The 804-nt window shown below is 47.6% G+C and carries 1 protein-coding gene and 1 pseudogene; both read right to left on the bottom strand.

What is annotated here, in order from left to right; translation table 11 throughout:
* Window positions 1–185 (bottom strand): annotated as a pseudogene (locus AC3Y2E_RS34620) (DUF2306 domain-containing protein); the annotation flags it as partial.
* A 15-nt stretch (window positions 186–200) separates the two neighbouring features.
* Window positions 201–804, bottom strand: a 604-nt coding sequence (locus AC3Y2E_RS34615) for a DJ-1/PfpI family protein (RefSeq protein ID WP_379217989.1), incomplete at its 5' end; no start/stop codon positions are given.

Genomic DNA, 804 nt, shown 5'->3' with positions numbered 1-804 from the left:
AGAGCAAGGGCGATATGAATCCGAATCATCAGCACCCATAACGATTCCTTGGCTATCACTTGGTCTTTTTTAGACAGGAAGCTTTGAATGTTAGGATCAAGAATGAAATTTTTTGAAAAAGTATGCAGAAGCCATAATAACGCCACGATACACAAGATGACGGCAACGAGTTTCTTCGATTTCATGCAGGTTCTCCTTGCTTATGAATTCAATAGAATGGAAGGATCGGGAGGCATATCGTATTCCATAAAACGTGCGGTATCCTTTGCGACTTCAGTTCCCAACAAGCGTTGTACCATGTGGAAGGCTAGATGCATGCCGTCTGCCGATGTAATAATCCGCCCCTCGTCCGAAACGGCTGTACCATTGACGAACGTTGTTTGAGGAAACCGAGTTTTCATCCATTGTAAGGCGGCCCGGTGTGTTGTGGCTCGTTTCCCGTCCATAATCCCAGCTTCGGCGAGCAGTTGTACGCCTGTCCGAACGGATGTCATCCACTTCACACGCTCAAATTGTTTACGAATCCATCCGACCCATTCCTTATTCTGGCTCGCCAATCGGATCCCGGGCCCTCCGGGTATTACGATCAAATCATAACGGGGAGCATGGTCCATATCGTAGTCCGGGATAATCCTCAAACCGCTTCCGGTAATGACATAAGGGCTATGGTCCGAGATAGTCGAAACATCGAACGGCTTATGTTCGCCTTTCCGTCCTCGGTGAAGCGCAGTAAGGGAAAATACCTCGAAAGGTGCTGCAAAATCAAGAACCTCCATGTCGTCGAATACGATCATACCCACTTTA

Source organism: Paenibacillus sp. MAH-35, assembly GCF_058135425.1.
This window is presented reverse-complemented; position numbering and strand designations above follow the sequence as displayed.